Annotated in this window: 26 protein-coding genes and 1 riboswitch; of the genes, 23 read left to right on the top strand and 3 right to left on the bottom strand. The window is 57.7% G+C overall.

The window, feature by feature from the left end; genetic code table 11:
* The first annotated feature begins 99 nt into the window (after positions 1 to 99).
* From FKP33_RS10720 to FKP33_RS10630, 19 genes are all read left to right on the top strand, one after another.
* A complete protein-coding gene (locus tag FKP33_RS10720; protein WP_127608268.1) occupies positions 100 to 519 on the top strand; it encodes a DUF350 domain-containing protein in 420 nt (139 codons plus the stop codon).
* A gap of 206 nt (positions 520 to 725) precedes the next feature.
* On the top strand, positions 726 to 1,223 hold the full coding sequence (locus FKP33_RS10715; protein WP_054798136.1) for a hypothetical protein: 498 nt from the start codon (positions 726 to 728) through the stop codon (positions 1,221 to 1,223).
* Between the two features lie 139 nt (positions 1,224 to 1,362).
* On the top strand, positions 1,363 to 2,694 hold the full coding sequence (locus FKP33_RS10710) for an MFS transporter (protein ID WP_141334980.1): 1,332 nt from the start codon (positions 1,363 to 1,365) through the stop codon (positions 2,692 to 2,694).
* Between the two features lie 114 nt (positions 2,695 to 2,808).
* A complete protein-coding gene (gene cysK / locus FKP33_RS10705; protein ID WP_141334979.1) occupies positions 2,809 to 3,735 on the top strand; it encodes a cysteine synthase A in 927 nt (308 codons plus the stop codon).
* A 138-nt stretch (positions 3,736 to 3,873) separates the two neighbouring features.
* Positions 3,874 to 4,173, top strand: coding sequence for a hypothetical protein (locus FKP33_RS10700; RefSeq protein ID WP_054798134.1), 300 nt, complete (start codon positions 3,874 to 3,876; stop codon positions 4,171 to 4,173).
* Positions 4,174 to 4,350: 177 nt separating this feature from the next.
* Positions 4,351 to 4,842, top strand: a complete 492-nt coding sequence (locus tag FKP33_RS10695; protein WP_054798133.1) for an Lrp/AsnC family transcriptional regulator — start codon at positions 4,351 to 4,353, stop codon at positions 4,840 to 4,842.
* Between the two features lie 15 nt (positions 4,843 to 4,857).
* Positions 4,858 to 6,054 carry an aminotransferase class I/II-fold pyridoxal phosphate-dependent enzyme gene (locus FKP33_RS10690; protein WP_127608241.1) on the top strand — a complete coding sequence of 399 codons (1,197 nt, stop codon included), beginning with the start codon at positions 4,858 to 4,860 and terminating at the stop codon, positions 6,052 to 6,054.
* A 129-nt stretch (positions 6,055 to 6,183) separates the two neighbouring features.
* Positions 6,184 to 6,453 (top strand): aspartyl-phosphate phosphatase Spo0E family protein, encoded by a 270-nt coding sequence (locus tag FKP33_RS10685; protein WP_054798132.1) that lies wholly within the window; start codon positions 6,184 to 6,186, stop codon positions 6,451 to 6,453.
* A gap of 121 nt (positions 6,454 to 6,574) precedes the next feature.
* Positions 6,575 to 7,114, top strand: a complete 540-nt coding sequence (locus FKP33_RS10680; protein WP_230876052.1) for a hypothetical protein — start codon at positions 6,575 to 6,577, stop codon at positions 7,112 to 7,114.
* A 35-nt stretch (positions 7,115 to 7,149) separates the two neighbouring features.
* Positions 7,150 to 7,363, top strand: a riboswitch (cobalamin riboswitch).
* Positions 7,364 to 7,537: 174 nt separating this feature from the next.
* Positions 7,538 to 8,557 (top strand): ABC transporter substrate-binding protein, encoded by a 1,020-nt coding sequence (locus FKP33_RS10675; protein WP_373423866.1) that lies wholly within the window; start codon positions 7,538 to 7,540, stop codon positions 8,555 to 8,557.
* A complete protein-coding gene (locus FKP33_RS10670; protein ID WP_141334975.1) occupies positions 8,557 to 9,600 on the top strand; it encodes a FecCD family ABC transporter permease in 1,044 nt (347 codons plus the stop codon). Before FKP33_RS10675 ends, FKP33_RS10670 begins: the two co-directional genes overlap by 1 nt.
* A gap of 98 nt (positions 9,601 to 9,698) precedes the next feature.
* A complete protein-coding gene (locus FKP33_RS10665; protein WP_141334973.1) occupies positions 9,699 to 10,490 on the top strand; it encodes an ABC transporter ATP-binding protein in 792 nt (263 codons plus the stop codon).
* Positions 10,483 to 11,565 carry a nicotinate-nucleotide--dimethylbenzimidazole phosphoribosyltransferase gene (cobT, locus tag FKP33_RS10660; protein WP_141335055.1) on the top strand — a complete coding sequence of 361 codons (1,083 nt, stop codon included), beginning with the start codon at positions 10,483 to 10,485 and terminating at the stop codon, positions 11,563 to 11,565. The genes FKP33_RS10665 and cobT overlap by 8 nt, the downstream gene beginning before the upstream one ends.
* A 118-nt stretch (positions 11,566 to 11,683) precedes the next feature.
* Positions 11,684 to 12,229, top strand: coding sequence for a bifunctional adenosylcobinamide kinase/adenosylcobinamide-phosphate guanylyltransferase (gene cobU, locus FKP33_RS10655; RefSeq protein ID WP_141334972.1), 546 nt, complete (start codon positions 11,684 to 11,686; stop codon positions 12,227 to 12,229).
* Between the two features lie 23 nt (positions 12,230 to 12,252).
* Positions 12,253 to 13,239: an adenosylcobinamide-phosphate synthase CbiB gene (cbiB, locus tag FKP33_RS10650; protein WP_127608236.1), complete on the top strand. Its 987-nt coding sequence runs from the start codon at positions 12,253 to 12,255 to the stop codon at positions 13,237 to 13,239.
* A complete protein-coding gene (cobS, locus tag FKP33_RS10645; RefSeq protein WP_141334970.1) occupies positions 13,218 to 14,066 on the top strand; it encodes an adenosylcobinamide-GDP ribazoletransferase in 849 nt (282 codons plus the stop codon). Before cbiB ends, cobS begins: the two co-directional genes overlap by 22 nt.
* 21 nt (positions 14,067 to 14,087) lie before the next feature.
* Entirely contained in the window at positions 14,088 to 16,883 is a 2,796-nt protein-coding gene (locus FKP33_RS10640) for a cobyric acid synthase (protein ID WP_141334968.1), read from the top strand.
* A 22-nt stretch (positions 16,884 to 16,905) separates the two neighbouring features.
* Positions 16,906 to 17,475: a cob(I)yrinic acid a,c-diamide adenosyltransferase gene (locus FKP33_RS10635; protein ID WP_054797958.1), complete on the top strand. Its 570-nt coding sequence runs from the start codon at positions 16,906 to 16,908 to the stop codon at positions 17,473 to 17,475.
* Positions 17,472 to 18,389, top strand: coding sequence for an RluA family pseudouridine synthase (locus FKP33_RS10630; RefSeq protein WP_141334966.1), 918 nt, complete (start codon positions 17,472 to 17,474; stop codon positions 18,387 to 18,389). The genes FKP33_RS10635 and FKP33_RS10630 overlap by 4 nt, the downstream gene beginning before the upstream one ends.
* Before the next feature lie 63 nt (positions 18,390 to 18,452).
* Here the strand turns inward: FKP33_RS10630 and FKP33_RS10625 are convergent, their stop codons facing one another.
* A complete protein-coding gene (locus tag FKP33_RS10625) occupies positions 18,453 to 19,199 on the bottom strand; it encodes a YdcF family protein (RefSeq protein WP_141334964.1) in 747 nt (248 codons plus the stop codon).
* 159 nt (positions 19,200 to 19,358) lie between these two features.
* On the opposite strand from FKP33_RS10625, the gene FKP33_RS10620 reads away from it, so the two are divergent.
* The 3 genes from FKP33_RS10620 to FKP33_RS10610 are packed head-to-tail and all read left to right on the top strand — an operon-like array spanning position 19,359 to position 22,094.
* Positions 19,359 to 19,745 (top strand): arsenate reductase family protein, encoded by a 387-nt coding sequence (locus tag FKP33_RS10620; protein WP_141334962.1) that lies wholly within the window; start codon positions 19,359 to 19,361, stop codon positions 19,743 to 19,745.
* 23 nt (positions 19,746 to 19,768) lie between these two features.
* The gene (locus FKP33_RS10615; protein ID WP_127608231.1) at positions 19,769 to 20,845 is read left to right on the top strand and encodes a site-2 protease family protein; all 1,077 of its coding nucleotides are present in this window, start codon (positions 19,769 to 19,771) and stop codon (positions 20,843 to 20,845) included.
* A 55-nt stretch (positions 20,846 to 20,900) separates the two neighbouring features.
* Positions 20,901 to 22,094, top strand: coding sequence for an aminotransferase class I/II-fold pyridoxal phosphate-dependent enzyme (locus FKP33_RS10610; protein WP_141334960.1), 1,194 nt, complete (start codon positions 20,901 to 20,903; stop codon positions 22,092 to 22,094).
* Positions 22,095 to 22,359: 265 nt separating this feature from the next.
* Here FKP33_RS10610 and FKP33_RS10605 read toward each other — a convergent pair whose 3' ends face one another.
* Positions 22,360 to 24,336: a glycoside hydrolase family 15 protein gene (locus tag FKP33_RS10605; RefSeq protein WP_141334958.1), complete on the bottom strand. Its 1,977-nt coding sequence runs from the start codon at positions 24,334 to 24,336 to the stop codon at positions 22,360 to 22,362.
* A gap of 13 nt (positions 24,337 to 24,349) precedes the next feature.
* On the bottom strand, positions 24,350 to 25,375 hold the full coding sequence (locus tag FKP33_RS10600) for a LacI family DNA-binding transcriptional regulator (protein WP_127608228.1): 1,026 nt from the start codon (positions 25,373 to 25,375) through the stop codon (positions 24,350 to 24,352).
* A gap of 525 nt (positions 25,376 to 25,900) precedes the next feature.
* On the opposite strand from FKP33_RS10600, the gene FKP33_RS10595 reads away from it, so the two are divergent.
* On the top strand, positions 25,901 to 26,788 hold an 888-nt coding region (locus FKP33_RS10595), incomplete at its 3' end, for a 5'-3' exonuclease (protein ID WP_054797960.1).

The following is a 26,788-nucleotide window of genomic DNA, read 5'->3' as shown; positions in this document are numbered from 1 at the left end:
CGATATGGACGAGACTGAAGGTTAATCGCCTTCAGTCTCGTCGGCTGTTCTCGGATGTGAGCAACCATATGCATGGAGAGGCAGGGGCAATCGATCATGATGAATGAAGAGGTGGATCGTTTGATGGGAAATCCGTATGTGGAAACCTTGGCGTTTTTTTCGGTCGCCGTATTGGCGCTCGTCGTCTTCTTGGCGGTTTTCGAGTTGGTTACGAAATACAAGGATTGGGAAGAAATCAAGAACGGCAATGTGGCGGTTGCGATGGCGACGGGCGGTAAAATTTTCGGCATATGCAACTTGTTCCGGTTTGCGATTCTTAACAACGATTCCGTACTGCATTCGCTGATTTGGGCGGGATACGGTTTTGTATTGCTGCTTGCAGCCTATTTTATTTTTGAGTTTTTGACGCCCTACTTCAAAATCGACGAACAAATCCAAAAGGATAATCGCGCGGTCGGCTTTCTCTCGATGATTCTTTCCATCTCGCTCTCGTATGTGATCGGCGCGAGCGTGACCTAAGGGCACCGGCTTGCAGACACCAATAGAAGATGAACAAGCCCCGAGGGAGAGGTGCGGAGATTGAAGTATTTATGGGGGACCTTGTTTGCGCTTGCGCTTGTGTTTTTGGGCGCGGGCGTTTACTATTTTATTAAATATGCATGAAGAGAGTGGCCCGGCGATATGGAGCATGGACCCGAGGCCGGTCACCCGAGGAGGTATGACGATTGTCGCAAGCGGAAGATTTGTTTTGCCCTTGGTGCCAAACCGAAATTGTATGGGATCCCGAGATCGGACCGGAGACTTCGTGTCCGCATTGCTATAATGACTTGGGCGATTACCGCAGCATTCAATTAACGGTCAAGCAGACAGGACAATCGATCCAGTTTGACGAGGATGAAGACGAAGAATACGACGATATGGACGAGGCCGAGCTGGAAGCCATGGACGACGAATATGAGGAAGGCGTGCAGCGGCTGCTGGACCATCAAGAGGAAGCGCCCGAGTGCACGTCCTGTCAAAGCTTTATGCTGCTCGCGGGCACCCGGACGTCGCCGGATTCGTTCGTACCGTTCGTTCATCAGGCGATCAAGAAACCGCTGCTTTCCGCTTCGCATGCGAGCCAGGTATACGTTTGCCCGTCATGCTTCAAGGTTGAGCATGTATTGGCGGAGAAGGATCGCGTGGCGATGATCGAGCTGCTCAAGCAGCACGGGAAGGCGTAAATTCGATAGCAACGATGTACAAAAAAAGGGAATCCGAAGCTGGGCCGCCGGCGGAGGATTTCTTTTTTTTGCTTCAGGTCATGCTTTCCGGCCGATTGGGGAAGCTAAAGCTTACACACTCCAAAGAGAGGGTGAGGGCATGTACACCGGATCGAAACATGATTCGCACCATGGCAGGACGGGCTTGCTGCAAGACGGGAAAGACCGGCACGAATGGCGTGAGGTGCGGGGGGAACATGAAGAGGAAGGAAAGCGGGGCGGCCGCAAATCCGTCCTGAAGAAAGGCGAGCCGCTCTCCGCACAGTCCAGACTGCTGCTTGCGGTAAGCGGTTTTTTTGCGGCAGGCAACGCTTTATCCGGGACGTTCGTTAACGTGTACTTGTGGAAGGCGAAGCAAGATTTCACGCTGATCGGTTGGTTTACGCTGATTCATCATTTGACGATGGCGCTGACGTTCTGGGTCTCGGGTAAATGGGTGAAGGAACATAACAAGATGAATTGTCTGCGTGCCGGCGTGGCGGTTTCCGCGCTGTTCTACTTGATTGTGCTGTGGTTCGGCGAAAGCGCAGCTGAATATTTCGTGCTGCTCGGCGTAACGCAGGGGCTCGCCGCGGGCTTTTTTTGGCTTGCGTTCAATGTCGTTTATTTCGAAGTGACGGATCCCGACAGTCGTGACCGGTTCAACGGCTGGGTCGGCCTCATCGGGTCGGGCGTCGGGATGATTGCCCCGTGGCTTTCCGGTATGTTGATCGTACGAATGGGCGCCGTCAGCGGATACCGGTTTATTTTTACGCTGTCGCTGGTCGTCTTTGTCGTCGGCGTGATCGTCAGCTTTTTTCTGAAAAAGCGGAAGACGACCGGCACTTATGAATGGATGCTGACATGGCGATGTTTAAGGCAAAAGGATACCGCATGGCGCACGGTCAGCGCCGCGCTTGTCGCTCAAGGCTGCCGCGAGGGCGTGTTCGGCTTCATGATTGCGCTGCTCGTGTATGTGCATACGGGCAACGAGATGAAGCTCGGCAATTTCGCGCTCATTTCCTCGGCCGTCTCGCTGGTGTTCTTCATGCTGGCAGGGCGTCTGTTGAAGCCAAGATTTCGGCGAATGGCCATGCTGATCGGCGTTGTGATGCTGGTTCTGATCATTTTGCCTTTCTTCTGGAAGGTAAGCTTCACGACGCTGCTGATTTTTGGAATAGGGGCCGCGATTTTCTATCCGCTGTACAGCATCCCTATGACGACTATCGTCTTCGATTTAATCGGCAAAGAAGAGGAGAGCGCGAAGCTTCGCGAGGAGTACATCGTTATGCGCGAGCTGGCGCTGAATGCGGGAAGGCTGCTCGGCACAGCCGTGTTCATCGCCGTCATTTCCTTCGCGAGCTCTCCTGCGGTGATGAACTGGCTGCTGCTCGGCATCGGCAGCTCGCCGCTGGCCGCCTATTACTTCATGCGCAAGGCGCATGCCGCGTGATGGCGGGCCAGACAAACGGCCGACTTGACCTCGGGCGGTCCGGGTCTTTACAATTAAGGCCATAGGCCCGGGTGTTCGCACCCGGCGCAAGCGGAAGTAAAGGAGCGGCGCGGTATGACGAAGCGAACAAGAATGGTAAACAGCATCACCGAGCTGATCGGGGACACTCCCGCAGTTCGGATTCGGCGGCTGGCAGGCGAAGACGATGCCGAATTGTATGTAAAGCTTGAATATTTCAATCCCAGCGGCAGCGTGAAGGACCGGGCCGCTTATAATTTGATTATACAAGCTGAGAAGGACGGGCGTCTGAAGCCGGGGGCTACGATTATCGAGCCGACGAGCGGGAACACGGGGATCGGACTGGCGATGAATGCGGCGGCCAAAGGGTACCGGGCGATATTGATCATGCCGGATAATATGTCGAAGGAGCGGATTAATATTCTGAAAGCCTATGGGGCCGAAGTTGTGCTCACGCCAGCCGAGGAGCGCATGCCAGGGGCTATCCGGAAGGCCGAGGAGCTTCGCGGGCAAATCCCCGACAGCTTCATTCCGCAGCAGTTTGAAAACCCCGCGAACCCGGACATCCACCGGGTGACGACGGCGCTCGAAATTCTCGAGCAGATGGAAGGGCGTCTCGATGCGTTCGTCGCCACTTCCGGAACGGGAGGCACGATTACCGGTACGGGTGAAGCGCTTCGCAAGGAGCTGCCGGACATCCAGGTTTATGTCGTCGAGCCTAAGGGCTCGCCGGTGCTGTCCGGAGGCAAGCCGGGGCCGCACAAGCTGGTCGGGACGAGCCCGGGCTTTGTTCCGGCGATCTTGAATACGAGCGTATACGACGAGATTGTGCAAGTATCCGACGAGGACGCGCTGCATACGATGCGCGAGCTCGCCAGGCGCGAGGGCATTCTTGTCGGGCCGTCGGCAGGGGCGTCGGTGTGGACCGGGTTGCAGGTGGCGCGCAGGCTTGGAGCCGGCAAACGGGTGTTATGCATAGCTCCCGATACGGGCGAACGCTATTTAAGCATGGATATTTTTTAAACGAATACAAAGATACTCGGCTAAGAAGCCGGGTATTTTTCATTCAGATAGTTTGCATATTTATTCAATAATGTGTATAATAATCAATATAAAGCAGGTGGATGTTACGGTCCTGAATCAGGGGAGGAGAATCGCGAAATGAAAATCGCGCTGCATAACGAGCTTCCGGGTGAAGCGCAATTTCGTCAATGGATCGACTCTATGGCGGGAGAAGCCGACGGCTTTCCGGTCTTCGAATATGAAACGATATGTCAAAGCGGGCGTATTATCGCCGCTTATGATCAAGAACGATTAGTTGGCCTCGGCCGGCTGTCGGACAATAACGCCGCTTCGCAGATGGAATTTTCCATATTGCCGGAGTACCGTAACCGGGAGATTGAAATGTATATGCGTAAGCTGCTGCCCGTTGCATCGTCGAAGTCGTCCGTTCATTCATAGCGGCCAAGCCCGCCAATCCTACCAGTGCCCATATCAGGTGTCCAGCGGAGTGAAGCTGAACGCCTTTTTTTTGCGCCCGGAACCTCGAAGAGGAATCACCTATTTTTGCTTTGCCAAGCGGGTGCGATAGGTGTAATATGAAGAAATAGTTTCTTGTTTAAACAGGAGGATGAGTCCATGGAACAATTCAAAATGAAAATCATTGAGCTGCTGAAGGAAGACGCTCGCCGCACACCAGCCCTGATCGCGACTATGCTTGCGGCACCGGAGGCGGAAGTGGCGGAGGCGATCCGCGAGCTCGAGGAAGCGAACGTTATCGTAAAATACGCGACGGTCGTGAATTGGGCCAAAGTGGATAGCGAGAAAGTCACCGCTTTAATCGAAGTGCAGATTACACCTGAACGCGGCCGCGGTTTCGATGCCATAGCGGAGCGTATTAACTTATATCCGGAAGTGAAGTCGGTTTACTTGATGTCGGGAGCGTACGATTTGCTTGTTGAAATTGAAGGCAAGACGCTCAAGGAAGTCGCGTCGTTCGTATCGAACAAGTTGTCCCCGATCGATCGCGTGCTGTCGACGAAGACGCATTTTATTTTGAAAAAGTATAAACAGGACGGGATTTCGTTCGAGGATCATCAGGACGACAGCCGTCTGCTAATCTCACCGTAAAGGACGTCGTGAACGATGATAGAACAACAAAGTCAAAGTCAAACCAAGAAATCGATGTCGAGCTATATTGCTCCGCTTGTACGCGAAATTCCGCCTTCGGGGATCCGCAAGTTTTTCGATCTGACTGTCGGCAGTAAAGATATCATCTCCCTTGGCGTCGGCGAACCGGACTTTAGCACGCCTTGGCACGTCAGAGAAGCATGCGTCTATGCGCTGGAGAGGGGAAACACCAAATATACGCCGAATTCCGGCTTGCCGGAGCTGCGCGAAGCTATCGCCGAATACTTGTACGATTCGTTCCAGGTCCCTTACGAACCGACGGACGAGGTGCTCGTTACGGTCGGCGGCAGCGAAGCGATCGACCTGGCGCTTCGCGTGTTGGTTACGCCGGGCGACGAGATTCTGATCCCGGAGCCTTGTTATATTTCGTATAGCCCGATTACGAAAATCGGCGGCGGCATTCCCGTAGGGATCGAGACGTTCGCCAAAGATCAGTTCAAGCTGACGCCTGAAGCATTGAAAGCGGCCATCACGCCTCGCTCTAAAGTGCTGATTTTGTGCTACCCCAGCAATCCGACGGGAGGCATCATGACCTATGAGGATTGGCTGCCTATCGCCAAAATCGTCGAGGAGCACGATCTTATCGTCATCTCGGACGAAATATACGCCGAGCTGACGTATGAGAAAAAGCACGTCAGCTTCGCCTCCATACCCGGCATGCGCGACCGGACGATTCTGGTTAGCGGGTTCTCCAAGGCTTTCGCCATGACCGGATGGCGGATGGGGTATGCTTGCGGACACCGCGATTTGATTGCGGCCATGCTGAAAATCCATCAATACACCGTCATGTGCGCGCCGTCAATGGGCCAAGTGGCGGCCATCGAAGCGCTTCGGCACGGGCTGGAGGAGAAGGACCGGATGGTGGAGTCGTACAATCAGCGCAGGCGGTTAGTTGTGCATGGTTTCAGCCAGATCGGTTTGCCGTGCCATGAGCCGCAAGGAGCGTTTTATGCGTTTCCTTCGATTCAAGCGACCGGCCTTACCTCGGAGGAATTTGCGCAGCGCCTTTTATTCGAGGGGAAGGTCGCGGCGGTGCCCGGATCTGCGTTCGGACTGGGCGGCGAAGGTTTTTTACGCTGTTCCTACGCCTATTCGGTCAGTCAATTGACGGAAGCGATCGATCGAATAGGAAATTTCATGAAAAAGTTGTAGGTTCGACAAAAATAGTCATTTTCAAGTTTCTCCAAAACTGGTATGTTAGATGTATGGAAGTTTCATAGATAAATCCTTTATGAAGCTGTTATCCATAGGTCTAAAGATCGGGAACGGGAGGGATGAACGATGGCATTTCCGGAATATCGGCTTCGGCAGTATTTGAACGTCGTATGGATTCAAGAGAACGATCGCAATGCCAAGTGGATTTTTGGTAAACGGAAAACAAACTCATCCGCAACGTCTTTAGAAGATGAAATTTACCGTCTGCGACAAGAGCTGGAATCGTTAGTCCAAAGCGGGAATACGTTAACTTCCCCTCGAGTCGTCGAGATTAGCATGGAACTGGACATTAAAATTAATGAATATATGAATCGTCATCGTGGAAGCCGTTCCTGAACGGCTTCTTTTCGTTATTCCTTATATTTTGATACAAGCCTTTCGGGTATGGTAAGATAGGTCGATAGAGACCTGGCAGATGAATGTTTTGACGCAACGCGGCAAATGGGAGGAAAAGGATTTGAGGAAAGGAAGCTGGCTGGTCATCGCGTTGGTCCTTATGCTTCTGGCCGGATGCGGCGGCGGAGGAACGAAAGCGGACGTGCCGATTTTTATCATGTCATCGACAAGCATGCCGGGCGGTGCGGCGGAGAAGCTTGAAGCGGCCCTTGTGTCTAAAGTGGGAGAAGCCCCAACGGTGGCTGTCGCGGTCTCCCCGATGTTTTCGCTCGAGAAGATGATCATTGAGGTTGCGGCGGCCGGTAACGGTATTCTCATCCTTCCCGGCGATCAATTCCGGGGCTTGGGTAAGCAGGGTGGATACGTGCCGCTCGACGAATTGGCGAAGGCGGAAGACTTCCCGGACGGAGTGCTGGAACTGCCGGTGGACGGGAATCCGGACGGCAAGCTCGAAAAGCACTTATTCGGCATCCCGGTCGAGAAGACGACATGGTTCGCCGATCTGGGCCTGAGCGGCCAAGACTTGTACGCGTTCATTCCGCAAAATGCGCCGGATATTGAAAAAGCGAAGCAAGTGATGAAGCACATTGCGCAAAAATAGCCGTTGTCCTGAACGATTGGGCAATAAGCGGCGTTGTTCTAAATAAAGGTTCGGGTGCCTGCGGGCGGCGAAAGCCGCTGGTTCGCAGGTTAAAAGGGAAGCCGGTGCGATTCCGGCGCGGTCCCGCCACTGTAACCGGGCGATAAGCTCTCTCTGATAGCCACTTGCCGGCAATTGCCGGTTGGGAAGGCGAGAAAGCGCCGAAAGGAGCCCGGAAGCCAGGAAACCTGCCCGAACTTCATACGCTTGTTCCTTTCGCGGAAAAGGAGCGCAGCGGCGGTTTGCTCCGGCCCCAGGTCTTTACGACCCGGGACCGGGTCTGAAACATGCCCTCTGCTCCGGATTCGCGTCCGCAGGCGGAGGTTTTTTTGTATGTTCAGTCAAGGGAACGTTCTAGCCAATGATGAATGAAGGAGAGAAAAGATGATGAATACCAGCACGAAACGACACTTGCGAAAGCTGACGACGGCCGTCGTCAGCTTAGCGCTTGCGGCCGCATTGGCTGCTTGCGGCAGTAAGGCGACCGCGCCGAACCAAGGTCAGCTCGTCGACCCGCCGAAAGCGCAGAGCGGCCAGCAGGAAGGAACGGAGCAAGCGAAGCGGACGACATACCCGCTGAAGGTGCAGGATGCGACAGGCAAGGAATTCGTGTTTGAGAAAGCGCCGGAGCGGATCGCTTCGACGTCGCCGAGCGAAACGGAGATCTTGTTTGCGCTCGGACTCGGGAGTAAAATCGTCGGCGTCTCGGATTATTGCGATTACCCGGCGGAAGCTGCGACGAAGCCGAAGCTCGGCAGCATCACGAAGCCGAACGAAGAAGCGCTGATCGGAGCGGGCGCCGATCTTGTTCTGACCGGCGTTTCCATGAAAGCGCCGACGGTGGACAAGCTGCGCGAGCTGAAGATCAATCTGTATCAGGTACAGCCGAAAACGATGGACGACGTCCTGGCGAACATTGAGAGAATGGGCGAAATTTTCGATCGCCAAGAAGAAGCCCGGAAGCTCGTCGAGCAAATGAAAGCGGATCGGCAAAGCGTGGTCGACGCTGTAAAATCAGTAAAGCCGGAGCAGAGGAAAAAAGTGTTCATCGAATTTTCCCCGGGCTATACCGTCGGTTCGGGCGAGTTTTTGAGCGAACTGATCGAGACGGCAGGCGGGATCAACGTGTACGCATCGGAGAAAGGGTACGTCAAGCTGAGCGAAGAGAAAGTCATCGCCGCAAACCCGCAGGTCATTTTGTATCCGAAAAATTTGATCGACGACAAGTCGAAAAAATCGCTCGACCAAATCATTCGCGAGCGCAGCGGCTGGGATCAGCTCGAAGCGGTGAAAGGAAACAAGCTGGCCGGCATCGATAAAGATACGACAAGCCGTCCGGGTCCGCGAATTACGGAAGGCTTGAAGGAAATCGCCAAAGGGATTTATCCGGAACTGGTGAACTAATGAAGCGGAAGCTGATGCTATGGGGCGGACCTTGCCTTGTCTTGCTTCTGTTAGCCGCAACCGTCTCATTATCGGTCGGCTCGGTGCAGGTGCCTTTCGTGCACGTCTGGAAAATATTGCTGCATCACCTGCCTGGCATGGAGGGGCGCTTAACGGTAGATTGGCAAACGTCTTCGGAGCAAATCGTGTGGAAGGTCAGGCTGCCTCGCGTCGTGCTCGGGATGCTCGTCGGAGCGGCCTTGGGACTGGCTGGCGCCGCTTTCCAAGGGGTGCTGCGCAATCCGCTGGCCGATCCGTACACGCTCGGCGTTTCCTCGGGCGCGTCGGTCGGCGCTTCCTTTCTTATCTTATTCGGCTTGCAGTATGTATTCGGCGAATGGAGCATTCCGGCGGTCGCCTTCGGTACAGGAACGCTAACGCTTGCGGTCGTGCTGATGCTGGCGAGAGCGGATGGCAAGCTGCGGATCGAAACGGTGATTTTATCGGGTGTGGTGATGCAGGCGTTTTTGTCGGCCCTGGTCTCGCTGATGGTCTCGATGTCGAAGCAGGTCATCAATGAAATTATATTTTGGCTGATGGGCAGCTTGGCGCTTCGCGGTTGGTCGTATACGTTGATATTGCTGCCTTACCTGGTAATTGGCGTAGCGGTGCTGACCGGTTACGGCCGGGCCATGAACGTATTCGCGCTAGGCGAGCGGCAAGCGGCATACTTAGGCGTCAACATCGAGCGCACCAAGCTGATCGTATTGATCGCTTCCACGTTAATTACGGCGGCGGCCGTATCCGTCTCCGGCGTGATCGCGTTCGTCGGACTGCTCGTGCCGCACTTGCTGCGGCTGCTCGCCGGGCCGGATTACCGCCTGCTGCTGCCGTTATCGGTGATAGGCGGCGCCATCTACGTGCTGCTCGCGGATACGCTTGCGCGCACGCTGTTTAGTCCGACGGAGATTCCGCTAGGCGTGGTGACCGCATTCATGGGCGCGCCGTTCTTCGCTTATTTGTTGCGACGACGAAAGCGCATCATTCGGGACCAAGCGGTGTGAGCGCAGCAGGGAAACGGTAAGGGGACGCTAGGAAACGAAGGAGGAGGCTGGACGGCGGTTAGGCGGAGATTGGCGAATGCGGCGAAGGGGGACTTGCCATGATCGAGGTTGCGATGGAACGGGTGGTGAAGCGGTACGGCGCGCGGACAGTTCTGAACGGCATCGACTTTCAGGTGGAGCCGGGGGAATGGTTTGGCATTCTCGGTCCGAACGGCGGCGGCAAATCGACGCTGCTGCAGGCTATGGCCGGCGTCGAGCCGATAGACGGCGGGACGGTGAAGCTTTCGGGCAAGCCGATCGGCGAGTACTCGCGTAAAGCGCTGGCCCGGCAGGTCGCGGTGCTGCAGCAGGATGCGCTGCCGCCGGTTGGCTTCACGGTGCAGGAAGTGGTGGAGATGGGCCGTTACCCGTATCAGAACTGGTTCGGCGATGAAGCGGAAGACGCCGCCGCCTTGGTCGACCGCGTCATTCGCTGGCTCAAGCTCGAGCCGCTGCGGGAACGCCCGGTCGACGCGCTGAGCGGCGGAGAACGCCAGCGTGTCGCGCTCGGCAAGGCGATGGCGCAGCAGCCGAAGCTGCTGCTGCTGGACGAGCCGACGACGTTCCTCGATATCGGCTTCCAGTTCGAGATGATGGATAGGATTCGCCTGTGGCAGAAGGAGTGCGGCATGACGGTCGTCTCGGTGCTTCACGATCTGAACTTGGCCGCGCAATATTGTGACCGGCTGCTGCTGCTGCACGAAGGCGTCATTGCCGGGATTGGCGGAGCGGGGGATGTGCTGCAGGAGGATTTGCTCGAAAGGGTATACGGTACGCGGCCGTTCGTGGTGTCTCATCCCGAACGGGGCGTCCCGCAAATTTTATTGGCAGGGGGCGTTCATGATGAATAACGACAGGTGGAAGGACTTCGTTTCCGGTATTGAGCCTATAAATGACGGCAAGTGGGCGGAAGCCGCAGCGCGGCTGGATCGGCTGACGAAGCCGCCGGGCAGCTTAGGCCGGCTTGAGGATATGGCGAAGCAGCTTGCCGGGATTACGGGGCAGTTGTACCCGGATTTGTCGCGTAAAGCGGTCATTGTGATGGCCGGCGACCACGGCGTGTGCGAGGAGGGCGTGAGCGCCTTCCCGTCGGAAGTGACGCCGCAGATGGTATTGAACTTCTTGAACGGCGGTGCGGCCGTCAACGTGCTGGCACGCCAGGTCGGAGCCGATGTCGTTTGCGTCGACGTCGGCGTGAATGCCGACTTGAGCCATCCGTCGCTCGTCTCGCGCAAGGTGCGCAAAGGAACGGCCAACATGGCGCAGGGCCCGGCGATGACGCGTGAAGAAGCGATTGCGGCGATTGCCGCCGGCTTCGACTTGACCGGCGAGCTGGCCGCGCGCGGTTACCGGCTGTTCGCGGCGGGCGAGATGGGCATCGGCAACACGACGGCCAGCTCGGCGATTTTATCCGTGCTCGGCGCGACCGACACGGTGCAAGCGACAGGGCGCGGGACCGGCATTGACGACGTGCGGCTGGCGCATAAGCAGGACGTCATTCGCCGGGCGATCGAGCGGAATCGGCCGAATGCCGACGATCCGATCGACGTGCTGGCGAAGGTGGGCGGGCTGGAGATCGCCGGGCTTGTCGGCGTCATTCTCGGGGCCGCCCGGCATCGCTGCCCGGTCGTGATCGACGGCTTCATCTCGTCGGCGGCTGCGCTGGTCGCATCGCGGCTTGCCCCGCTCAGCACGTCGTATATGCTCGCTTCGCACCTGTCGCACGAGCAGGGGCATGCCCGCCTGCTGGAGCGAATCGGCCTTGCGCCGATATTGCGCATGGATATGCGGCTCGGCGAAGGAACGGGCGCTGTGCTCGCCTTCCCTCTTATCGAAGCGGCCGTAAATATTATGAGCCAGATGGCGACGTTCGACGATGCCGGCATCTCGCAAGCGGTGGATAAGAGTACGCCGGAGAAGGTGTAGCCCCACCGGTCCGCGGACGGGAGATAGGGGAGGCGGCTGAGCGGTTTCGTTCAAGGTTCGGCATTTGGCATTTGGCGTAGGCATTCACAAAAACAGATAGCATCGGGAGGCTCGTGCAATGAAGGTGTTGGTGACGGGCGGCGCGCGCAGCGGCAAAAGCTCCTTCGCGGAGCGGTATGCCGCCACGCTCGCCCCCGAAGGGTTGTACGTTGCGACGGCGCACGCGTATGACGAAGAGATGAAAGAGCGTATCGGGCTTCATCGCCAGGAGCGCGAAGAGCGCGGTTTTTCATGGACGACGGCGGAAGCGCCTTACGCGCTGGCGGAGACGCTGCGTCAGGCGGATGCGCCGGTCGTGCTGGTCGACTGCCTGACCTTATGGCTGTCGAACTGGCTGCTGCGCTTTGAGGGGCACAGCGCCCGCGATCGGCTGCTGGAAGGGAAGATCGGGGAGCTGGTTGAAGCTTTCCGGGAGCTGGAACGGCCTGTCGTGCTTGTCACGAACGAAGTCGGCAGCGGGCTTGTGCCCGAAAATAAGCTGGGACGGTTATTCCGCGATTTGTCCGGTCGTATGAACCAGCGTCTGGCCCGGGAAGCGGACCAGGTGTTTCTGGTTACGGCCGGCATTGCCGTTGAGTTGAAAAGCCGTGAGTTTCGTCTGTAGCCGGGGAAGGCGAGGGAACGGAGTTGCTTGTATACAGTTGGGAAGAAGCGGCCTGGATGGCCTTGGCCGCGATCGTCACGGATTGGATCGTCGGCGATCCGGCCTGGCGCTGGTTGACGCATCCGGTTGTGTGGATCGGGCGATGGATCGGATGGCTGGAGCGCCGGCTAAGAGAGGACGGGCGGCCGTTGCCGCCCGCTTCGCTTCGCAGGCGCGGGCTCGTATTGACAGCGCTGACGGTAGGTTTGGCGTTTGCCGTCATCTACGCCATCGTCTGGGCGGCGTTTTGGATCCATCCATGGCTTGGGTACGCGGTTAACGTATGGTTCATCTCGACCACCATCGCGGTCAAAGGCCTGAAGCAAGCGGCGATGGCCGTTTATGTGCCGCTGCGGGAAGGACGGCTTGCCGAAGCGCGCACCTTCACCGGTTATATCGTCGGGCGCGATACGACGAAGCTGGAGGAGCCGGAGCTGACGCGCGCCACGGTGGAGACGGTGGCGGAGAACATCGTCGATGCGTTCACAGCTCCGATTTGTTTCGCTTTATTGGGAGGCGCGCCGCTGGCGATGCTGTACCGGGCGACGAACACGCTGGATTCGATGGTCGGGTACAAGAACGACAAGTATGCGGATTTCGGCTGGGCCTCGGCGCGCTGGGACGATGTGCTCAATTACATACCCGCCCGGCTGGCCGGCCTGCTGCTCGTAGTGTGGGCGTGCTGCGCGCCGGGTATGTCGGGAAAGCGCGCGGCGATGGCGGTGCTTCGCTTCGCGAAGCTGCATCCGAGTCCGAACAGCGGCATTCCTGAATCGGCGGCGGCCGGCGCGCTGGGCATCGAGCTTGGCGGCGTGAACGTCTACCATGGGCGCGCCAGCGAACGCGCCCGGATGGGCTGGCCGCTGCGGCAGCGCGGACGGGACGATATCGTCCGCACGGTGGGGATGCTGTACGGCGTCAGTTATCTCATGGCAGGAGGGCTGCTGATATGCGCGCTGTTGTCGCTCTGATCGGAGCGTGGGGTGCCGCTTGCGCGGCGGCCTTTCAGTTTTTGACCCGGCTTCCGGTGCCGGTCCGGCTCGAGTACGATGACGCTTTGTTTCGGCGGAGCGTCGTTTTTTATCCGTTCGTCGGCTGGGTGCTGGGGGGGCTCGTTGCTGTACTCGGCGGTATGCTGACGGCCTTGGGCCTGCCGCCGACGGTAGCGGCTGCACTGACGCTCTGCGGCTGGATCGCCTTGACCGGCGCGCTGCATCTGGACGGTCTCATGGATACGGCGGACGGAATTTTCAGTCACCGCTCTCGCGAGCGTATGCTTGAAATTATGAAAGACAGCCGCGTCGGCGCCATGGGCGTCATTGCTTGCGTGCTGCTGCTGCTCATCAAATGGTCGCTGTTGTCCGAGCTGCTCGGCACATCCGGCGAACGACTGCCCTCCAGCTGGCCGCTCGTCTCGCTTGCGCCGTTGTGGAGCCGCTGGTTCATGGTGGCGGCGATCGTCGGCTGGCCCTATGCGAGAGCGTCGCAAAGCGGCGGGCTGGGCGGTTTTTTTCGCGGGGTCGGATGGCGGCATGCGGGCGTGCAAACGGCGCTTGCTCTGGCGCTGTCTTGGCTAACCATTTGCGGCTTAACAGCTGCCGGCTGGATAAGCTCGACGCCCGGAGAAGGCCTAAGGTTGGCGCTGGCGTTCGGCTTGACATCAGGTATGCTCGGCGCGGTCATGAGCACGTATATCGCCAGAAAGCTGGGCGGCTTGACCGGCGACACGTACGGCGCGATGAATGAAACGATCGAAGCGGCGCTGCTGCTGCTGCTGTGGATGATGGCGGTGAGATGATACAAGAAGGGAGCGTGTCTCATGCTGGAACAATACGGACACGGAGGGGATTTGCGGACGGCGGCCGACATATTCGGACAGCCGAAGGACGGGTTTCTGGATTTCAGCTCCAATATGAATCCTTTGGGGCCTCCGGAGGCGGTACGAGCGATGATGGCGGATCGGTGGCGGGAGCTCGCGCATTATCCGGACCCGGCTGTGCGGGAGCTGACGCTGAAGCTGGCCGCCAGACACGGCGTTGACCCGGCCTGCATACTCGTCGGCAACGGAGCCGCGGAGCTGATCGATTTGACGGTGCGGGCGCTGCGGCCCGGGACGACCGGCCTGGTGCGGCCTTCCTTCAGCGAATACGAAGAAGCGGTCCATAAATGCGGCGGCCGTATTGTCGATATTCCTGTTCAAGCGGACCGCGGCTTTGAGCTGCAGCTGCCTGCTCTTCAAGCGGCCGCATCGGGGTGCGACCTGCTGTTCCTCGGTCACCCGAACAACCCGACGGGCCGATTGCTGCCCGCCGATGTGCGGCAGGCGCTTGCAGAAGGCAGCCTCGGCAAGGGAGGCTGCGAGAGTCCCCATACGATCGTGGACGAAGCGTTTCTCGATTTCGTCGCGGAGGAGGAGCGGTTTACGCTGGCGCGAGCTGCGGCGCAAAGCCGGCGGTTGATCGTCATCCGATCGATGACGAAGTTTTATGCGGTTCCCGGCATCCGGCTCGGCTACGCGGTCGCGCATCCGGAGCGGATCGCCGAGCTGCGGCGTCTGCAGGTGCCGTGGAGCGTGAACGCGCCGGCGCAATGGATCGGCGCGGCCGCTCTCGACGACCGCGATTATGCGCAGCGGACGCTCGCTTGGCTGAAGCCCGCGCGGGAGCAGCTTGTCGCCGGGCTGAGGGGGCTCGGGCTTCAAGTATACGATAGCGAGGTCAATTTCGTATTGTTCTCGCTGCGGCCGTTAGGCTTGCGGATCGGGGATTTGCAGCGGGAGATGGGCCGACGGGGTATCCTGATCCGCGACGCTTCGACGTTCCCCGGTTTGGATGCCTCCTATGGCCGGCTGGCCGTCAAGCGGCCGGAAGACCATCGCAGGCTGATCGCCGCATTGCGGGAAGCGCTCGAGGCGCTGCTTGCGGACGGTCAAGCTGCTGGAAAAGCTTCGGCGGCGGCGAGCTCCCCTGCAAGCGCCCGCACAATCGCCGCGGCTGCCGCTGCCCGGCCGGGGCCTGCGGGCTCGGCAGGTTCGCCGCCTTACGCGGCGACGCTAATGCTGCAGGGCACGGCGTCCGACGTCGGCAAAAGCTTGCTGACCGCAGCGCTTTGCCGCATTTTGCTGCAGGATGGTCATCGGGTGGCGCCCTTCAAGTCGCAGAACATGTCGCTCAACTCTTACGTGACGCCCGACGGGAAAGAAATCGGGCGGGCACAAGGGATGCAGGCGGACGCCTGCCGGATCGCGGCAACGACCGATATGAATCCGATTTTGTTGAAGCCCAAAAAAGACATGGTGTCCCAAGTTGTCGTGCATGGCAAGCCTTACCGCGATTTGGACGCGCGCGCATATCGGGAGCGATATTTGCCCGAAGCGGAAGGGGTCGTGAAAGAGGCCCTGCACCGGCTTCGGCAAACATGCGATATCGTCGTGATTGAAGGGGCGGGCAGTCCGGCCGAGGTCAACCTGAAGGACCGCGATATCGTCAACATGCGGCTTGCCGGGTGGGCGGACGCTCCGGTGCTGCTTGTCGCGGATATCGACCGCGGCGGCGTGTTCGCGTCGCTCGTCGGGACGCTCGATATTTTGACCCCGGAGGAACGGGCGCGCGTTCAGGGCTTCGTGATCAACAAGTTTCGCGGCGACGCGACGCTGCTGAAGCCGGGCATCGACTGGCTGGAGGCGCGTACGGGCAAGCCGGTGCTCGGGGTCATTCCTTATTTGCCTGACCTCGGCCTCGAAGACGAGGATTCGGCTTCGCTTGACCGGAAGCTGGCTGAATCAAGCGGACATGGCGCTCCCAAGGGTACCCCGGACGAAGACGGTGTGCTCGACATCGCCGTCATCCGCCACCCGCGCCTGTCGAATTTTACGGATATCGATCCGCTCCTGTACGAACCGGATGTGCGGGTTCGATTCGTCACGACAGCCGCCGAGTTTGGCCGGCCGGATGCGGTTATCGTACCCGGGAGCAAAAACACGGTCGACGACCTGCTCTTTCTCCGCGAAACGGGCTTGGACCGCCAAATCCAGACGCTGGCGGCTCATGACGGTTGGATCGTCGGCATTTGCGCCGGATATCAGATGCTGGGCGCCCGGCTGCTCGATCCTGATCTTGTCGAGTCCGATCGCCCCGAACTGCCGGGCCTCGGCCTGTTCCCTACCGAAACGGTGTTTGCAAGCGACAAACGGACCGTACGCGTCGAAGGCCGTACAGCGTTGTACGCCGGCGCCGGCGAAGCCGGCTGCCCCGTCACCGGTTACGAGATTCATATGGGGCGGACAACCTTTCTCGAACCGGTAACACCCGCATTTCGGGTGCGCCCTTGCGGATTCGCTGCTGCAGGAACGGTTCCTGACTCGGATGAGCTGACCGCGGACGGTGCCGCATCGGCGAATGGCCGCCAATGGGGGACGTACCTGCACGGCATCTTGCATAATGACGGCTTCAGGCGCGCGTTTCTGAATCAAATCCGCGTGGCCAAAGGCTGGGAGCCGCTGCCCGCAGCCCTGCGCTTTCTGGAGCGGCGCGAAGCGGCGTTCGACCGGCTGGCCGACCACGTGCGGATGCACTTGGATATGGACCGTTTATATGAGATGATACAAAATAAATAATCAACAGGCAGGAGGCGTTCGAATGCGAATCTATACGCGTACGGGAGATGCGGGGCAAACCGGTGTGATCGGGGGCCGTGTGGATAAGGACGACGTTCGGGTCGAGGCGTACGGGACGGTGGACGAATTGAACAGCTTTGTCGGGCAAGCGATGGGCTTCCTGGATGCGGGAAGAGATGCCGATTTACTCGCCGATTTGCTGGAGATTCAGCATGAGCTGTTCGACTGCGGCTCGGACTTGGCTTTGCTGAAGCAAGAGCTTCGGCCTTACAAGGTAACGGCGGAGATGGTCGATCGCCTGGAAACATGGATCGATAAATACGATGCGGAAACGCCGGATATCAAGCGGTTTATTTTGCCTGGAGGGAGCGTGGCATCTTCGACGCTGCACGTCTGCCGGACGGTATGCCGCCGGGCGGAACGGCGGGTCGTGACGTTAGCGCGGACGCAGCCGATCAACGAAGAGGTCCGCCGGTATTTGAACCGCCTGTCCGATTTGTTCTTCACGATCGCCCGTACGGCCAACCATCGCGCAGCAGTCCCCGATGTGGAGTATGCGCGCAGCGCAGAGGTGTTCAGACGTAAATCATGACAACCTACTATAAGCCTTTAGAATATGTAGTGCCGCCGGAAGACGACGGCATTGTGCTGCGTACTGTCCTTCGCAGCCGCTTGGGCGTGTCCCGCAAGCTGCTCTCGCGCTTAAAAATGACGGAGCAGGGCATAACCGTGAACGGCGAGCGGAAATACATCGATGTGAAGGTGAGAACCGGCGATCGGGTTGCCGTCCGCATGATCGAGGAACAATCGGACGACATTATGCCGCAGCCGATGCCGCTCAACATTTTATACGAGGATGAGGAACTGCTCGTGCTCAATAAAGAGGCAGGCCTTATCGTGCATCCGACGCATGGCCACTACACCGGAACGATCGCGAACGGCGTCGTTCATTACTGGCGCGAGCGCGGAGAAAACTTCCGTTTCCGTCCCATTCACCGGCTGGACCAGGAGACGTCCGGTGCGCTGGCGGTAGCCAAAAATCCTTACGTCCACCAGCAAATTTCCGAGCAGATGCAGGCGCATCAGTTGAAGAAAGAGTATCTCGCCATCGTCCACGGGCGCATGGCCGACGATGCCGGCACCGTGAATGCGCCGATCGACCGCAATCCGGACGCTCCGCATCTCCGCATCGTAACGGAAACGGGCTATGCCGCGGTCACGCACTACCGGATCGAGCGGCGGTTCGCCGAAGCGACGCTTGTCCGGCTGCGGCTGGAGACGGGGCGGACACACCAGATTCGCGTGCATATGCAGCATCTCGGCCACCCGCTGCTCGGCGATAAGCTGTACGGCTTCAAGAGCGAATCCGCTGAAGCCGGGATCGACAGGCATGCGCTTCATGCATGCACGCTTGGTTTGACGCATCCGACACTGAAGCGGTGGATGGAGTTCGAGGCGCCGATGCCGGACGATATGGAGCATTGCTTGGCACGACTTGCACGGTAAAGCGCAAATCAAAATCCGCAGGGCGGCTCCGATCGGAGAAACCGGCCCGCGGATTTTTCGTATTTACTGGAGCATGCCCAAATATTCCTTCAGCGCGACCGCGATATCGTCCATCGAGCTGGACTTGGGCGTCAACAGCTGCATGTACGTTCGCGGGAGCGTGCCCGGACTCGTGCGGAAATCGACCGGGTACGGAGTCACGATGACTTGGCGAGCCTCAAAATGTTTCACCGACCGGGCCATATGGAAGGCCGACGTGATGAGAATCGGGCGGCTCAGTCCGGTTTTCGTCAGCAGCTCCTTGCTGTTTTGCGCGTTTTCCCGGGTGGTGCGGCTCTTATCGTCGAGCAAAATGTCCTGCTCGGGTACGCCTAAGCGGAGCAGCGTCCGTTTGGAAAGCTGCCCCTCGTTCCCGGTGTTCTCGTTCACTTGTCCGCCGGATACGAGGATCGGCAGCGGCTTCTGCTTGTACAGCTCGGCAGCCGATACGACGCGTTGAAGCGTTGAGCCGGATAGCTGCCCTTCTCCCGCCGGGCTCGCAACACCGCCGAGCGCACCTCCCGTCAGCATCACGTATACGTCGCCGTCCAGCCGGTCAGGAACAGTGTACCGGTTCTCCAGACTGCGCACGATCGGGTCGCTCACGAGCTGGATCGAAGCTGCATACAGCAGCAAGGCCGCTGCCAGCATCGTCCATCCGGCTTTGCGGTTTACTTTGAGGTACAGCCATCCGGCGGCGAGCAGCAGAAGCGCGACGAAGAGGCCCGGCGGCAGCAAAAACGCGTATACAAATTTAATGACGTAAATCACGTGACGGCGCTCTCCTTTATCAGCGGATTTCGAATCTGGGCTTCTCCTCATTATGTGACCGCGGCATCGCTTTTTTCAACCCTGGAGACGCGTAGATTTGCAGGCCGTTCCGGGTCATCGGTATAATAAAAGGGAATTCAAGAAACGAGGTTGAACACAATGACGACAACGCATGATAAAAACACGGTTACGATTTACGAATATCCGACCTGCAGCACGTGCCGAAGCGCGGTGAAATGGCTTGAAAACGAAGGCTGGACTGTGAACAAACATCATATCAAGGAACATCCGCCGACGGTGGAAGTGCTGACCGATTTAATTGCACGAAGCGGACTCGATATTAAAAAGTGGTTTAATACGTCGGGCGACGTGTACAAAGAACTGCAATTGAAAGATAAGCTGCCTCATCTTTCGCAGGAGGAGAAAATCAAGCTGTTGTCCTCCCACGGCATGCTGATCAAACGCCCGGTCGTAACGGACGGCGAACGGGTGACGGTGGGCTTCAAGCCGGAGCAGTACGCGGAAAACTGGAGCCGGTCCGTATAAACCCTGAAGGAGCGTGGCCTGGTTTGCAGCAAAAAAAAGAGAGGAACAAGCAAAACCCCCTATGGTTCATCGGAGCCGCAGTCATGTTCTTGTTATCGCAGCTGAAGCTGCTGCTTCCGCTGCTTAAATTAGGCAAAGCCGGTGGAGCCATCATCTCGATGGCGATTTCCGTCGGAGCGTATGCGATCATTTATCCTTGGCAATTCGCCGTAGGCGTTGTCTTGCTTATCTTCGTGCACGAGCTCGGTCATGTGCTTGCCGCCAAGCAAAAGGGGCTGCCGGTGACGGCGCCGGTATTTATTCCGTTTCTCGGAGCGATGATCAGTATGAAGCGTCATCCCCGGGATGCCGTAACGGAAGCGTATCTCGCCTTCGGCGGGCCGCTGCTGGGGACAATCGGGGCGATGGCTGTGTTCGGCGCAGCCTATGTGAAGGATAGCGATTTTCTGTATACGTTATCTTATGTGGGCTTTTTCATCAATTTGCTGAATTTGCTCCCGATTCATCCGCTGGACGGCGGCCGCATTTCAACCGCGGTTACGCGCTGGCTTTGGCTGGTCGGTCTGATCGGCGGGCTCGCGTTCATTATTTACCGGTTTAGTCCGATTTTGATGCTGATCTGGGCGTTATTTGCCTATGACCTGTATAAGAAATACGTGAAAAACCGCAAACACGGGGAGAAGCGCTCCCTCACGCTAAGCTTCATGATTGACGCCGAACCGCTAATCGCTCAAGGGTATATCATTCCGGGAACCGAGCATAAGCGTGATTTGTCTTTTACGACGTATACCGATTTGAAGGAAGAGCAGCAGCTGGTCGACATCTATTGGGACAGCCTGGATTTTCGAGGTACGGTTCCGATGAGCCAGCCCTCGATTATTCATCGGGTACGCTTGATGGGACTGCCGCGGGTACAGAAGGAGAACGGGCTGCAGCTGGAAATGCTTTGCCTGATCGACTACTCGGTACACGAGAACGATCGGTACTATGAAGTGCCGACGGCGGCTAGATGGAAGTTCGGCGCCGCTTATTTGGGGCTGGCCGTTGTTCTGCTGTACATGATGTGGCAGGTGCACGAATTGACGGGCATTAACTTTTAAGGTATGAACGATTCATGGGATACACCATATTAAGTGGAAGTCGGGGATGGATTCGATGAAAAAAAGGGAGTCCAAACGGTTGGCCGAACTCGGTTCGGCCATTTTTTCTGAGGTGGCTCAGTGGAAGCGCGAAGTGATTGCGCGAGGAATAGACGTGATCGATCTGGGGATCGGCAGTCCTGACCGCGGACCTTCGGAACGGGTGAGGAGAGCGTTAAGCGAGGCGGCGGCAGACCCGACGTTGTACGGTTATCCGGGCACGGAAGGAACGCTTGCATTCAGGCAAACGGTGGCGGCATGGTACGACTATCGTTTCGGCGTCAAGCTTGACCCGGAGACGGAGGTGGTTGCGCTTATGGGATCGCAGGATGGGCTCTCTCATCTGGCCTTGGCGGTGACCGACCCGGGCGATGTGGCTATCGTGCCCGATCCGGGTTACCCTATTTATGCGGCGAGTCTCGTGATCGCGGGGGTGACGCCTTATCTTGTGCCGCTTTGTGCGGAACATGATTTCTTGCCGCAGCTGGACCGGATTCCGGCGGATGTGTTGAAGCAGGCGAAGTTCATACTGCTCAACTACCCGAGCAATCCGCTGTCGGCGGTCGCCACGCTGCCTTTCTTCGAGAGGCTTGTCGATTTTGCGCGTCAGCATGATTTGCTGATCGTCCACGATATCGCATATTCGGAAATGGCGTTTGACGGCTTTCGGCCGCCGAGCGTTCTTGAAGTGGAAGGGGCCAAAGACGTCGCCGTTGAATTTCATTCGTTGTCGAAAAGCTTTAATATGGCGGGCTGCCGGATCGCGTTTATGGTCGGACAGCCGGAGGCGGTGCGTGCTCTGCGCACGTTGAAGTCGAATATTGATTACGGGGTGTTTCTCGCGGTGCAGCGGGCGGGAATTGAGGCGATGCGGGAAGATATGGAGCCGGGAAGCGTTTCGGTAGCCGCGTTGTATCAAAGGCGGAGAGATATCGTCGTGGAAGGATTAAACGCCGCAGGTTGGGCAATCCCTAAGCCGAAAGCGTCGATGTTCATCTGGGCGCCGATCCCGCACGGATGGACATCTCGACAGATTTCCCGGGAAATGCTGTACACCGCGGGAGTTGTCGTAATCCCGGGAGACGCCTTCGGGAAAGAAGGCGAAGGATATGTCCGAATTGCGCTGGTACAAGAGGAGGACAGGCTGCTGGAGGCAGTCCGTCGCATCGGCGAGTTTTTGCGAGTGATCGGCAAGAAGAGCGGTCTGTAAATCGAATAGCGGAACTTCAGTACATGATTTGCACAGGTTGGGGCGTATTGAAACAAATAGCGGAACCATGGGATCTAATTTGCCTTATGATCGGCTCAAAAGCCGATTAGTAAGGCAGATAGCGCACCAGAGTTCCGCTATTTATGTGAAGTGTCTGATTTCTGCTTGCATCCAAGCCCAGTTATTCAGCACCTCCGGGAAAAGGCGAGCGGTTACCGGGGGTTAAGAAGAACGCTGCGGGACTAAGCTTGGTAGGCAAGAGGGATTAAGATTCCGTCGCTTGCGTGGCCGGGATTTGTCCATGCTCGACTAACATCTGTACGGCAAGGATATACATCGCATGCGACCAAGTCAGCGGTACGACCCATGCCGTTTCGCCGGTCAATTGATCCACCTGCTCGGGCAGCAGCCCCATCGCAGTGCGATGCTCGACCGCCCACTGAAGATGACGCCAAGCTTCGTCGTATTGACCGCGCGCGATCCGGTAGTGGCATAGCCACAACGTGGTCAGAATCCAAGGATTGCCGCCGATGTAGGGGTCGTTCTCGTAACGCTTGATACCGCCGACGACGGGCGCCGTAAGGGCCTGCTCTACCGCTTCCGCGGTGGAGATCATGATCGGATCGTCCACGGGCAGGACGCCGAATGGCACGGACACCCCAAGCAAGCTGATGTCGAGAACCGGATCGAACTCAAGCGCATAGGTGACATATCCTTTCGCGTTCACCGATGTCGAGACAGGCTGTCCTTGAGCCGCAGCTTCGCGGTAAACGCCTTCCGGCACGCCCAGCTTCAACGCGCGGTACAAGGCCCCGCGCTCCTCGTTCCAGCATCGCTCGCGGATGCTTCGCGCAATCGTATCGGCAGCCCGGCTCCAGCCGGCCGCGAGCGCTTCATCGCCGCGAAGCCGGGCGAACGATGCCGCGGCGGTCAGCCCTCCGTATACGGCCGCAGCCGAATACGTATGCTCAGCCGAGCGCTCCTCCCACAGATCGCGGCTCGGCAACGGCAGTCCGGTTTCGGCGTCCAAATAGCCGATCAAGAAATCGGCGCCCTTCGCCACTGCCGGCCAGACGCGGTCCGCGAACGCGGCGTCCCGGGTGTGAGCGTAGTGCTGCCACATGCCCCATAGGATCGACGCGCCTTCGTCGATCTGCAGCCCCCATGACGGTGCCAGGCGTCCGTCGTGGTAATGCCGCTGCTGCCAAGAGCCGTCCGGATCCTGGGCCGTCAGCGTCCAGTCGTAGAAGCGGGTGGACAGTTCCTGAAGGCCGACGCGGTCAAGCGCAGTCGTGATGAAGGCGGCGTCGCGCCCCCAGCAGTAGGCGTAACCGCCGCAGCGGGTGAAGCCTTCGTCGAATTCCGGCGCAGCTACGACGCTGCCGCTGCGCTCGTCGGACATCAGCTTCATCGCGAGCAGCGAACGTTCATACAGCTCGCGAACCGATTCGCTGGCGGCCGGAGCGGGAACCGCAGCGGCCAGAAAACCGTGCCAATAGCTGATGGTCAGCTCGCGCCAGTGCGCTTCGGGCTGGCTTTTCGCTTTGGCCAAGGTGTCGTAAGCTTCCTGCCGGGTGGAGCCGGCGGCGATATAGACGGGCACATCGATGACGGCGCCTGGCTGCACGTCGTCAAAGCGCCAGCTGAGCGCCCCGTCCGGAGTCATATCGATCACGTTGCCGTCAAGCTCGCCGTCTTGCGCGTCGCTCCAGGCGGAGCCAGCCTGATAACCTGCGCAAACGTTTGAACTGGAGACCGAAAAAATATACTCGTGGCGCAGATGAACAAGCGCGTCGTTCGATTCTTCAAACGATGTCGTATGGTAATAAGACGTCTCCATCGAACGGAACGAAGAGTAATACAGGAACCGGAACGACACGGCTTCACTGCCCCGGTTCGTGAAACGGTAGCTGCGCACATAAATATCTTCGGAAGGTACGGCGTAATCTAACGTTTCGACGGATACCGGCACATGCGAAGAAACCGCCTCGACGCGGAATACATTCGTGCGCGGCACATAACCGGCCTCATGCCGCCATCCGTCCTGCTCGCTGTCGAACCAGGTGGTTGCCGTCGTATGTCCGTCCACGAACAAACCGCTGCGAATTTCGTCGACATGCTGCGGGTAGTCAATGTGCGGCCACCATAGGCGGAACAGCCGTCCCGTTCGTCCAAGAGAGGCCAGAAACCTTGAATTTCCTGCAATTGCGTCGATCAGATAAGGCTTTTTGTCTTGTGTCATTGCGTTCAGCTCCTTAGGGTTGAATGTGATGCAGAGATGATTCGCGCGCGATCAAGCGATGCGGAATGATCATTCTCGTATGATGGATAGCTTCCCCTTTAACCGCTCGGATTAACGTTTGAGAAGCGGTATAGCCGAGTTGGTAAATGCCGATGTCCACCGAACTGATCGGCGGCGAGGCGAGCTCGGACATCGGGATGTTGTTGAAGCCGATCAGACTGAGATCCTGAGGCACCTTGTAGCCGAGCTCGGTCAAGCCGCGAAGCACGCCGAAAGCGACGAGATCGTCCATGACGACGAGGGCGGTAGGGCGTTCCGGGAGCGTCATAAAGAACGACATCGCCCGGTATCCGCTTTCCTGCAAAAACTCGCCCTCGACAATCCACTCCGAATGAAATTCCACTTCGGCATCTGCGAGCGCCTGCTTGTAGCCTTCCAAACGGTCTCGCGACACGATCAGATTGGGCGGTCCGCTGACGAAGCCGATTCGCCGGTGGCCTTGCGCGAGTAAATGCTTGGTTACGTCGTAAGCGGCTTGTACATTATCGTTGTCCACGGATAAAACATCGGGATGCTCTTCACTGCGGCCGATCAATACGAACGGAAACCGCTCTTCCTTCAGGAACGAAATGACCGGATCGGAATTCCGCGAGTACAGCAAAATAACGCCGTCGACTCGGCGGCCCCGCACCAAGCGGGTGACGGCTTCCACTTCTTCGCGCTCCGTGATGCCCGTCGTCATCATCAGATCGTACTCCGAACGGGCTGCTTGAGAAACGACGCCGCGTATCACCTCGGAGAAAAATTGGTTCAAAAACAATTCCTCTGCGGAGCGGGGCAGCAGCAATCCGATGGTCTGCGTCGTTTTGGACACGAGGCTCTTGGCCATCATATTGGGATGATAGCCGAGCTCCTCCATGATGTCCTTCACTTTGCGGACGGTGGCCGGGCTGATCCGCGGATGGCCGGAAATGACGCGGGATACGGTGGAAGGCGAGACGCCGGCTTTTTTGGCGACATCGATAATGGTTACATTCATGGAGTTCCTCCGAAAGTGGAGCGAGCCTGTGCCATTTGCATAGTTGGTGCAAACGTTTGTATTGCGGCTGCTCTTGAAGTCATTTGCTTTATTAACGAACCGGAAAGTGGATGTTTATCCTGGGATCCAAGTGCTGGGTGTATCGTAAGCGAAGGTTCGTTTTGAGCACGAATGTTTTTTGAAAGGGCTGCAAACAGCTGCTTTTCTTATATTATCTTAATTTTGTTGGAAAAGTAAACCGTCAACTCGCAAAATTTGCGGCTAGCTTACGCAAAAGCAAAAGCTTTTAATCATAAGTTGAACATACTGCAAGGCAACAGGAATAGTGCAAACGTTTCTACAGCCTTCGTGTATTTGTCAGGGCTCTCTTCCAGCCATGTTTGCCCCCGGCCGGGAGAACGCTTGTTACGACATCGGTTCGGACGGTAATAGACAGCGCTGAGCTGTAGACGGGTTTCGTTTCCAATGCGAGCCCTTGGTTCCTATGCTATAATGAGAGGAAAAAGGTTGGAGCGATGCAAGGGAATGGACAACAATAACGTGATGCTGATCGACGGAATGGCGCTTCTTTTTCGCGGGTACTATGCCAATTCTTATGGGGGATACATTCGGAAAACAAGTGCCGGCTTGCCGACCAACGCGGTGTACGGCTTCGTCAAATATATGCTGGATGCGATATCCAGGTTTAAACCGACCCACGTCATCTGCTGCTGGGATATGGGCAGCAAGACGTTCCGTACCGAGAAATATGACGGCTACAAGGCGAATCGCCCGGATGCGCCGTTAGAGCTTGTGCCGCAGTTTGATCTGGTGAAAGAGGTCGTATCGAGCTTCAACATACCGAATGTCGGCATCGCCGGGTTCGAGGCGGACGACTGCATCGGAACGCTGGCGCGAAAGTTCGAAAGCGACGACACGAACGTACATATATTAACCGGGGACCACGACATGCTTCAGTTGGTGACGGATCGCACAAGAGTCATTATTATGAAAAAGGGAGCATCCAACTACGCCGTGTACGATGCGCAAACGCTGCTCGAGGAGAAACAGCTTACCGCCGCCCAGTTCATCGATTTGAAGGGGCTGATCGGCGATACGAGCGATAACTATCCCGGCGTCAAGGGCATCGGCGAGAAGACGGCCGTCAAGCTGCTGCTCGAATACGAATCGATTGACGGCATCGTTGCCAATTTGCCTTCGCTATCGAAGTCGGTCAAGGCGAAGATCGAGTCCGATCTGGACATGCTGCATTTATGCCGGGAGCTCGCTACCATCAAGTGCGACGCCCCGATCGATTGTGCGGTCGAAGACAGCTTGTGGCGGCCGGATCCCGATAAGGTTCGGGAGAAATTTTTGGAGCTTGAGTTCAACAGCCTAGTGAAGGAAATCTCGGCGTTCCATTCGGTCGTGGCC

Source organism: Paenibacillus sp. tmac-D7, from assembly GCF_006519665.1.
Lineage (GTDB): Bacteria > Bacillota > Bacilli > Paenibacillales > NBRC-103111 > Paenibacillus_G > Paenibacillus_G validus.
The sequence above is the reverse complement of the archived record's forward strand: the minus strand, read 5'-3'. Positions and strand labels throughout refer to the sequence as shown.